This window comes from Bdellovibrio sp. ArHS (assembly GCF_000786105.1).
GTDB lineage: Bacteria > Bdellovibrionota > Bdellovibrionia > Bdellovibrionales > Bdellovibrionaceae > Bdellovibrio.
This window is the reverse complement of record NZ_JTEV01000017.1, coordinates 33,299-43,653: the sequence shown is the minus strand read 5'-3', so window position 1 is coordinate 43,653 and position 10,355 is coordinate 33,299. Positions and strand designations below refer to the sequence as shown.

8 protein-coding genes are annotated in these 10,355 nt (G+C 46.3%); 2 read left to right on the top strand and 6 right to left on the bottom strand.

The annotated features are described in order from the left end of the window. The coding region (locus tag OM95_RS17280) for a hypothetical protein (protein ID WP_291516086.1) at nt 1-2,095 on the top strand (2,095 nt) is incomplete at its 5' end. A 67-nt stretch (nt 2,096-2,162) separates the two neighbouring features. Here the strand turns inward: OM95_RS17280 and OM95_RS10135 are convergent. The 3 genes from OM95_RS10135 to OM95_RS10125 form a co-directional block, all read right to left on the bottom strand. After that, on the bottom strand, nt 2,163-2,669 hold the full coding sequence (locus tag OM95_RS10135) for a hypothetical protein (protein ID WP_041873259.1): 507 nt from the start codon (nt 2,667-2,669) through the stop codon (nt 2,163-2,165). A 45-nt stretch (nt 2,670-2,714) separates the two neighbouring features. After that, on the bottom strand, nt 2,715-3,407 hold the full coding sequence (locus tag OM95_RS10130; RefSeq protein WP_041873256.1) for a L,D-transpeptidase: 693 nt from the start codon (nt 3,405-3,407) through the stop codon (nt 2,715-2,717). A gap of 148 nt (nt 3,408-3,555) precedes the next feature. Beyond that, entirely contained in the window at nt 3,556-4,473 is a 918-nt protein-coding gene (locus OM95_RS10125; RefSeq protein WP_291516084.1) for a hypothetical protein, read from the bottom strand. 46 nt (nt 4,474-4,519) lie between these two features. Between OM95_RS10125 and OM95_RS10120 the strand changes: the two genes are divergently transcribed. Beyond that, nucleotides 4,520-5,158 carry a hypothetical protein gene (locus tag OM95_RS10120; protein WP_291516082.1) on the top strand — a complete coding sequence of 213 codons (639 nt, stop codon included), beginning with the start codon at nt 4,520-4,522 and terminating at the stop codon, nt 5,156-5,158. 54 nt (nt 5,159-5,212) lie between these two features. Here OM95_RS10120 and proS read toward each other — a convergent pair whose 3' ends face one another. From proS to OM95_RS10105, 3 genes are read right to left on the bottom strand one after another with little or no spacing between them, the layout of a single operon-like run. Continuing rightward, nucleotides 5,213-6,712, bottom strand: a complete 1,500-nt coding sequence (proS, locus tag OM95_RS10115) for a proline--tRNA ligase (RefSeq protein ID WP_041873253.1) — start codon at nt 6,710-6,712, stop codon at nt 5,213-5,215. A 47-nt stretch (nt 6,713-6,759) separates the two neighbouring features. Then, nucleotides 6,760-8,136 carry a sigma-54 dependent transcriptional regulator gene (locus OM95_RS10110; RefSeq protein WP_041873252.1) on the bottom strand — a complete coding sequence of 459 codons (1,377 nt, stop codon included), beginning with the start codon at nt 8,134-8,136 and terminating at the stop codon, nt 6,760-6,762. Between the two features lie 13 nt (nt 8,137-8,149). After that, nucleotides 8,150-10,354, bottom strand: coding sequence for an ATP-binding protein (locus OM95_RS10105; RefSeq protein WP_041873249.1), 2,205 nt, complete (start codon nt 10,352-10,354; stop codon nt 8,150-8,152). Between the last annotated feature and the right edge of the window lies 1 nt (nt 10,355).

Genomic DNA, 10,355 nt, shown 5'->3' with positions numbered 1-10,355 from the left:
AAACTCCAATGGAAACTCCAATGGAAACTCCAATGGAAACTCTAACGGAAACTCCAACGGTAACTCCAATGGCAATTCCAACGGAAACTCCAATGGCAATTCCAATGGACACTCTGATGGTAACTCCAACGGAAACTCTAACGGGAACTCCAACGGAAACTCTGATGGTAACTCCAATGGAAACTCTGACGGCAACTCAAATGGAAATTCGGACGGTAACTCCAACGGCAATAGCGATGGAAACTCGAATGGCAACGGAGACGGAAATGCCGATGGTAATTCCAATGGCGATGACGACGGCGGCGATAACGGTGGTGAAACCAATCAGCCTCCAGCTCAAAAAGAAGAAGCTAAGAAAAAGCTAAAAGCAAAATTGCTTCCTGCTTTCTTCTTGAACTTTGACTTCGGCACTCAGATCGTAAATCTAACTCAATACGATGCAACTAAGGCTAAACCGAACACAGTTGCAAACTACAACCCTGTTTTGGACACCATGGTTTACGGTGACTATGCAGGTGGTTTCCAAGTCACTAAATTCTCGACTCTTGCGGGTGGCTTAGGCGCCAACATTCTTTTCTATTTCGAAAATGCCACGGGCCTGCAAAAAGCTCTATGGGCGTCTGTCGGTTTGATCCCTTATGCGGGTCGCGATGTGGTGTCTGTGCGTTCCGCAAAAACGCTTCAACAGGCGTACGAACTTAAAGCTTTGACTGTGCCGCAAAAAGCCAGCGAGTTGAACACTTGGGCTCCTGGTGATTCCGTTACTTATGCGTCAAATGGTGGCGTGATCTTCTCTTCAAGCATCGGTGCCGCAATTGCGGGATTGGGCAACTCTTATGTAGCGCAAGGTTCTTTCCAAACTTATGTTGAGAAAGTGGATCAAAACAGTGTGTACGTCCGTTTGACTGATATTAACGTTAATACGTTCTCAGTTCAGACTTCAGCTTCCTTAGCGACTTTGAGCACAAGCAAGTTCAAGCAAGTTGATCAAGGTATGTCATTCCTTATTAACTTCAATGACACGACTGGAGCTAAGGCATTCAACGACCTTGTCAAAGGTAACGTTGCAGCGATCCAACAGTTAGCCGAAAAGAATATTGCTTCTGTGAAGAAGTACGAAAAACTGACGCATAAACAAGTCGGCAGAATGAACAACTTCTACTTCGGTATCCCTATCTTGGCTTACAATAGTTGGTCAGCGGGTAAAACATACGACATTTCAAATACCCAGGCGTTCTATGACAACACGAAGTCCACTGTTCAATACGGTATCTACTTGAAGGAAAAACGTTCTCGCCTATGGAATACTCATAGCGCAACAACTGAGGCCTTCTACGGCGGTATCTTTAAAGTCACTGACTTCGCAAACCGTCCTCTTACTAAAGGTGTTTTCGGTCAGTATACTTGGACTTCTGATGATGATTCTTCAAGCCATGGCGACATCCGTTCAGCAGTTAAAGGTCTTATCAGAAAAACGGGTCTGGTCCGCGAATTGTCTATCAACGTGCCATCGCTAAAAGACCTTCAATATTCAAAGGTGAGCTTCCAAGTAACGTTGAATGAAGAACAAACATTCCGTTTGATCAAACGCTTTACGTCTCTTTCTGCGAATGAAGTACGTGCTCTTGCGACTAAGAAATCTCGTGCTTACTTCGTTTCTAAAGCAGATCCCTATGAAATCTGTTTTTCTTCTGAACAAGAGAACGACAACTGCGAAAGCCGTATCGAAGGCGAAACTCGCAGTGCTGCGGCAGACATGTTCCAAGCTATCAACGTGATGGAATATCACTACCGTCAGTCTTACGATAAGGGCTTCGTGATGGCTTATGCCGATTTCGGTAAAGCTATGTTGAAGAATCCTTTCTTGTTCCAAACTGTTCTTGAGCTTGCTGGTTCAGATGTGCAAATGAACTACTCTATCAACAACACTTACTTGTCTTCTTACAACATCCAGTTGACGACAACAGGCGTTCCTGGAAAATACGTGAAGACATTCGTGCAAAATCCATTGATCAGTCTTCCAGCGCGCGCTGGCACTAACGCAAGTGGCGGGGTTTCTACTCTTCCATCCTTTGGTGCTCCAGTAGCTCCGTAAGAATCTGCATCATAGAAATAGAAAAGGCCGGTATCCCCGGCCTTTTTTTTTAAAATTGCATCGCTTTTTATTTCTTTTTCGATTTACGATACGCGAACCAACCTAAAGAAATAAATGAAAAGGCAATGGCCAGAATCACGTACACGCGGCCTTCTGCTGTATCATCCTGTGCGGACTTAATTCCAAAATAGAAAATCGCTGTTTTCGTGACAAAGGTCGCCTGAAGTAGAATCCAAATATAGGAAAACATCTCCCAGAAAACGCGATCTTCCTGGGTCTCGGGTTTCTTTTCTTTTTTTTGGAGTCTTTTCTCACCCCAGTGCGCCAGATGAAAATCCCGAATTACCGCAACCCAGGCTGCTTGAAAATCAGCCTGCGTCTTTCCTTGGACTTCGCCAGCCAGCTTTTGCATAGCAGCTTTTCTGAACTTTTCTGTGGATTCACGGCTCCAGATTCCTCCGGCGCTCTGCCAAAGATCTTGAGCAATATTTCTTTCCAGTTCCGCTAGAAAAGCCGCTCCCTCGGGAGATAAATCTTTGTGAAGCTTGAATTCATCTTGTAGGGAATGGCTCATTCAAAATTTTTACTGCAAAAGCTGACACCTGACAAGTCACCTTCACTATCGATCTTCGACGATGACGAGCGTACGATAGTTGACCCTGCGTATCACATTGCCGCGGCGATCACGAGAGACCGTGCCATTGCGATTGATCACAGGAACCAGGCCTCGGCCTTCCGACTGAATGCGATTAAAGACAAACGCGGCATTTTCGTGATGAAGGCGCACGCATCCGCCCGAAGCTCGAGTGCCCAAGTATTTATAAAGTCCTGGAGTCGTCGCATGAACAGCAATGCCACCATTAAAGAACACGCTGTAGGGCATCGGCGTTTGCCAAGTTTCTGAATAGTGATCTTTGTTCAACATATAAGGATAGAAGAAGCCCGCGGGAGTGACGGAAAAATAAGTGCGCCCACTTTTAGCAGTTTCCCATCTTTCTCTTCCGGTCGAAACGGGCCAATCATAAGTCAGATAGCCGTTCAAATAGACTTTCATGCGCTGAGCACCAGGCCCACTTTCCTTCTTATTAATGATCAGTATCACCGGATACTCGCGGAATATATCCAAGGCCTCTGTACGAGCGACGTCCTCTACTGTTTTTATGACCAGGGGGATTTCAGTGCGGGGAAAGCCATTTTCCTCGGCGATTTCATCCGGTGACATCAAGTCATCTAGCGGTCGATAATCGGCGGACTCTTGGGCGTTTGTCGTCAATGACATCAAGAGCATGAATGACATTAGGTACTTTTTCACGGTGTCTCCTTCGTAAGTTTTTCTGAGTCGTCAAAATGACTGGATCTCAGACGCTAACCCCGGGTTTTAGAAACACTCAAGAAACTATTGCTGATTTTGTCTGAATAAAGTTCTGACTAATTTAATAAGATGGCCGCAAAGGCAGCATCTAAAAATGCAAATTCACGTTAACAGTCAGTCCCGGATTCACGGCGAAGTTTCTTTCACGCACAAAATCCAAATTGGGAATGACATCGTAGTCCAAAATTCTTTTTAAGAGAATATGCCTCCAGGTCACAGAAAAGTTATATCCAGCCAACTGGTAGTTCGGACGATTGGACGAGGTTACGAATATGGCGTAAGACAAAGACCTGCTTTTCGTGAAACTCTGCCCCAGGGATAAACCATTCGTTGCGGTAAAGACATGGGGTCGACTTTGATAGTCGCCTTCATTAATCAAAGTCAAAGAGTACATGGCACTTAAGGGCCAGTTGAAGTTCAAAGCCTCAAAGATACCGGCCCCTTTCCCAGGGGTGGCATAAAATTCTAAATGGGGATTAATTCGATATTTCTTTTGTTCAATAATGGTTTCAAATTTCAGTGAATGCGATATTGCCGGCGTACCCTCGAAGGTAATCCGTGGCTGAAAAGACGTTCTGATTTCACCCATTCTTTTAAAAAGACTTAGCGACGCTCCATAATTTCTTTCGCGGGGTTCTGTCCGAAGATATTTGGTTTTGGCGTCCCGCTCTTCGTTTTCGTCGTAACTTGTAAAGGTCAGCTGCCAATATTCTTCCACATTGGGAAGACGCAAATCTATATTGAAGTTGAACGCCCCGGAAACCCCATCCGCCTCGGTGTAATAACCAGAGTTTTCCAGAGTCACCGCTGTCTTATTGGGCCTAGTCGTGTAGCGCTCACCCGCTAAAAACAAGTCCAGACCGTCAGCCACGCTATCCAGCCACTCTGATACATTGATATTCTGACGAATGAGAGTTTCTTCGACAGTCTCGTAGGCGGCCTGACCCGAGACCGAAGACAGCGAAACAATGCCGGCGCAGAGAAACGCCCGCCATTGCCGTCTCATTGAAAATTTTGATTGTATTTTTCCGATCAAAACTTAATCTCCCTACATGGACCACTGTAAACTAGTTTTTAGTATCTTGTCCTTTATTTTGTTGTTTTCTTTTTTAGAGGACGCTGAGGCCTATACTCCGCAAAGAGGAAATGTTCACACCTCAATGGGGCCTTATTTCTATCGGACAAACTACGATGGGGAAGGGGCTGAGCGTGGATATCGGACTGGTTTGAATTGGGTGATTATTGGCGATGTGAATGATCGAGGCAGCCTGGAGTTCACAACTACATTTATGAACAAAAGTTTTGTGGGACGCAAAGACGGCTATGTAGTTATCGAAGACACTCAAGTGGTCCATGCGGCGGCAGGATATCGGCGCTGGTTCGGCAGTCGCTATAGCGCCGTGATGTCACTGTATACTTCTTATCCCTTGGGAGATTCAGAAAAGGTCTATAACTCTTTCCCCGTCGATCCTGTAAAAACATATGCGCACGAAAATGCCGAAACCGGCTTGGACTTCGGCGCACAAGCCGAACTTTGGGCCCAAGGACGCTATGCCCTGACGACAGAAGCGCGCTATTCCTGGGCCTTAACAAAAAATCATGATGAGTTTTCGGATCAATACGGGTTCATGATTGTTCTGCGCTACTTCTTCCAGGGCCAGAACACTCCCCGCGAAGAACTTCTTAAATAAAAAAAGCCCCGGCCGACGCCGAGGCTTTTAGGATATCTAATATTCAAATTCCGCTTAGTATGATTTCGCGAACAGGACCCACTTGGTCGCCGGTTTTCCCGAGAATATACAATTCCCCGTCACCGCTTCTTGCTGCAAAGGCGCACAACGTGGCGTTACTTTCAGCTTCGCTAACAAGTCATGTCCCATTCCCTCTTCACACCAAGGCACCATCGCGAATCCCGGAGCCGAGGCCTCGTCGCCAGAGAAGTACTTTTCAAAGTCTTGTAAAGAAGTGATGCGCTTAATGTTCTCATCACGGAACTTTTTTGCTTTCTCGAAAAGCCCATCTTGGATTTCTTGCAGAAGATTTCCAATATTCGCAACAAAATCCGCCTTCGTTTGTGAAGCCTTTTCTTTAGGACCACGGTCACGACGACCGACGAAAACTTCACCCTTAGCCATGTCCCGAGGACCCACTTCCACGCGCAATGGAACACCCTGTTTGATGTACTGCCATGCTTTTTCTCCGCCGCGCAGATCACGATCGTCGATTTTCACGCGCACCGCAGAGCCTGAGAAGTTTTGTTGCTTAAGTTCTTTGGCCAAAGTTTGTACATAATCAAGAACTTGTGCCTTTTCTTCGTCATTGCGATAGATCGGAATGATGACAACGTGCAAAGGCGCAATTCTTGGAGGAGCCACAAAGCCATTATCATCACTGTGGGTCATGATCAAACCGCCGATAAGACGGGTTGAAACACCCCAGGACGTCGTCCATGCGAACTCTTCTTTTCCTTCCGCACTGAGATATTTGATCTCAGAAGCTTTTGCGAAATTTTGACCTAAGAAATGCGATGTCCCTGCTTGCAGGGCCTTACGATCTTGCATCAACGCTTCGATTGTATAAGTATCTACCGCGCCCGGAAATCTTTCGTCTGGCGTTTTCATACCTTTAATAACCGGCATCGCCATATACTTTTCAGCAAACTCGGAATAGACGTCCAGCATCTGCAAAGTTTCTTCCTGAGCCTCTTTCGCCGTCGCGTGAACGGTATGTCCTTCCTGCCATAGGAACTCTGCCGTTCTTAGGAACATGCGCGTACGCATTTCCCATCTCATCACGTTACACCACTGGTTCACCAAAATCGGTAAGTCACGATAAGATTTCACCCATTTTGCGAATTGGTGGCCAATGATAGTTTCAGAGGTTGGGCGAATGATAAGAGGCTCTTCCAGTTCTCCGTCCGGAACAAGCTTTCCGGTCCCATCGCCTTTAAGACGGTGATGAGTCACCACCGCACATTCTTTCGCAAAACCTTCGACGTGAGCCGCTTCTTTTTCTAGGAAGCTGAGCGGAATCAACAAAGGAAAGTAAGCATTCACATGCCCGGTGTCTTTGAACATACGATCTAAAACAGCCTGCATGTTTTCCCAAACAGCGTAGCCCCAAGGTTTGATCACCATGCAACCGCGAACCGGAGAATTTTCCGCCATGTCAGCCGCAGTGATGACCTGTTGGTACCACTCAGGATAATTTTGTGCTCGTGTAGGAACAATCGCTGTATCTGCCATTTTTTTGTCTCTTTCTCGTGAAAAAAGTCTTTGGGATCCTTTTTCCCCTAGTTGTCTTTAGTATCAATACCGTATGCTTTGATCTTTCTGTGAAGATAACTTCTTTCCAGACCGATCACTTCTGCTGTTTTACTGATGTTACCGCTATTTTCGGAAATCTTGCGAAGCAGATAATCTTTTTCAAATTGAGCGCGGGCTTCGCGGAATGTGGAAAGATCCTGCATCTCGACCGCTTTTTCATCGTCTTTGTCAATCAGACCGGCAAAGCGCACATCATGCACGTCCACGAATTCACCCGGAGTCAGGATGTAAACGCGCTCAATAAAATTTTTCAGCTCGCGCACATTGCCTGGCCAAGTGTAGGCAATCATTTTTTCGATCGCTTTTTCAGAAAATACTTTTTTCAAATAACCGCTTTCACGTGCCACGTTGTCAGAGAAGTAAGACACCAATACTGGGATGTCTTCGACATGTTCACGAAGTGCAGGAATGCGGAAAGGAATAACGTTCAGACGATAATAAAGGTCTTCGCGGAAGCGCCCCTCCTTAACCTCTTTCTCGAGATCTTTGGAAGAAGCAGCAATAACACGAACATCATTTTCGATCAGTTCATGACCACCAACGCGGGAGTACTTCTTTTCATCAAGATATTTTAAAAGTTTCGCCTGACATTCTTTATTCATCTCGCAGATCTCGGCGATATAAAGTGTTCCCCCTTGGGCCAGATCGAGTTTGCCTTTTTTTACTCGGTCCACGCCTGGCATAGCGCCCTTTTCGATACCGAAGATTTCGGAATCAAGAAGGTCCTCCGGGATACCGCCACAATTGATTTCAACAAAAGGACGGCTGGCGCGCGCGCTCATATAGTGCACGTTCTGCGCGACCAGCTCTTTGCCGGTGCCGACTTCCCCCTGGATTAAAATCCATGAATTGGTCGGCGCCACGCGGGCAATGATCTGCTTTGTTTGCATAATCGAAGCGGCTTCTCCGATAAGTGCAATCGACTTACGAAGTTTGTTTAATAACAACGCCTTTTCTTCTTTTTGTTGCTGGTAACTTAAAATATTCGAAATCACGATCAGGATTTTATCCATGGACAGAGGCTTTTCGATGAAATCCCAGGCGCCCAGCTTTGTGGACTTCACGGCTGTTTCGATCGTCCCATGACCCGAAATCATCACGAACTCGAGTTGGGGGAATTCTTTACGAGCCATCGTTAACACTTCGATGCCATCGTATTTACCCGGCATCCAGATATCCTGAAACACGATATCAGGTTGAACTTCGCGAATGGCTTTGAGTCCTGACTCTCCGTCATGGGCAAGGAAAACTTGATAGCCTTCGTCCTTCAATGAAGCCGAGAGCACATCACGAATCGGAGCTTCGTCATCAATAATCAGAATTTTTGTATTTTGAGCTGTCATCTAGGACCTCTTTCTACTCGCCAGCAGGTTTCCAAGCACCCACTTCATTGACTGGCATTTCGATCACCATTTTGACCCCTTTGGGTTCATTGGCTGTCGCACGAATGAAACCATTATGATCTTCGATGATCCTTTTCACAATGGCTAAGCCTAGCCCAGTTCCGCCCTCTTTTGTAGAGTAGTATGGCTCAAAAATGCGACTTCGATCTGCCGCAGGAATACCTTCGCCATTATCAGACACCGTTAAACGGACAGTTTTGATATCCTTGTCGTATCGAGTCACGATTTCCACTGTGGCCTGTGGCTCTTTTGCAACAGCTGAAACCGAATTGTCGACCAAATTTACGATCACGCGTTTAATCTGGTCAGGGTCAAATTTGAAGTCCGGCAATTCAGCATCCTTCGAAAAAACAAATTTGACGTTACCATGCGCTTGCCGATAAAGGCCCAGTGATTCCTCAACCACGCTATTAAGATTGGCGACCACAGGACGAGCTTGCGGCAGACGTGCAAAATTACTGAACTCGTTCACCAAGTTTTTCAAGCCATCGACCTGCTTTACGATCATCGTCGTGCATTCACGGAAAGCCGGATCGGTCACAGTGGCACCAAACTTTCTTTGCAGACGTTCTGCGGAAAGTTTGATCGGCGTCAAAGGGTTCTTGATTTCATGGGCGATACGGCGGGCCACTTCAGTCCAGGCCGCAGCCCGTTGAGCATTGGCAATCGGAGTTAAATCGTCAAAAACCAAAATCTTACCCATCTCGTGACCTCTTTCATCTTTCAAAATTGAAAGAGTCATCAAGAGTGGCAAAGCTTCGCCCTGGACGTTCAAACGAAGTTCTTTTTGGATACTTTCAACCTTGTGATCCACCATGGTTTTTTGCAGCTCTGCGAAGGTGCGGAAGTACTCTAATGTTAAAAGATCACGCACCGATTTTCCAATGTACCTGTCAGGATCAATTTTCAATAGATGAGCCGCATGACGGTTGATCGTAGAGACGACACCATGCTCATCCACCGAAATCACTCCGGCACTGACGTTCTTCAGGACGGTATCGGTATAACGCGCATGCTGATCCAATTCTTCCAGCGTCTTTTCGAGAGTCACCGTCATTTGGTTAAAACTTGAAATCAAATCATTGATTTCCTCTGAACCCGACTGAATTTGCAGGGGTGTATAGTCGCCGCCCGCGACACGACGAGTGGCTCGTCCCAATTGCACGATGGGAATCGACAACTGCTTCGCTAAATAGAACCCGAACCAGGTCGCGGCTAGCAAGATCACGAAAGTCATCAGAACAAGAATGTACAGATAGATCGACTTCAAAGGATATTCAAGAGGGTTGATATCACGAAACTCATCATAAGCCGTCGAAATATCATTCATCTTTGAGATCAGTGACAAAGGCAGAAAGCTAGAGACAACGACCGCGCCTTTTTCCGCCCCTTCTTGCACGGGGACAATCACACGCACCAGATTGCCGTCCCCGAACTGATGGATGATGCTGGCTTCCGCCTGCAATTTAATCCCTTTTTGCAAGAACTCTAAAGAGACTGCAGGAACGTTCGGAACCGTGTCGTCTTCCGCCGCCACCACCACGCGCTTACCAAAGAGCGAGGGATAATATTCGACGGCATCCAAACTGAATTCTTCCCGAAGATTTTCAATGCGCTTTTTTATTTCGTTCGGGTTCTGCACATTGCGAATGGAATCTGCGATTTTGTGTGCGAAGTGATAGTTGTCCTTCTTCGCATTGAAATAGTAGGCATTGGTCACTTCAATAGAGCTTTTTAGAACCCCCGCCATCTTGGCGCTGAACCATTTGTCGAAACTGGAGTTGATGTAGAAGACTGAAATAATGAACATCAGCACAGTCGGAACGAAACTGAAGGCCACAAACGCGGCAATCAACTTCGCTTTCAGACTGCTTCCGAAAACCTTGCCCTGTCGTTCGACGAAAACCTTCACGACATTGCGGAAGATCATGAACAGCAAAAGCAATAGCAGGATGATATTGAAGTTCACCAGACCAAAGAAGAAAATACTGTGCACGAATGGCAGTTGTTGGCTGGTGGCGAAAAGACGAATTTCAAACCAAGTCAGAAGACCGAATAAAAACGACACCAAAAGAACCAGAAAGATCTCGCGGCGTCGCTTCTTAAATTCCTGAGGACCAGGAGGCTGAAAATCGTCGTTTACGGGGGTGTTTTCCATC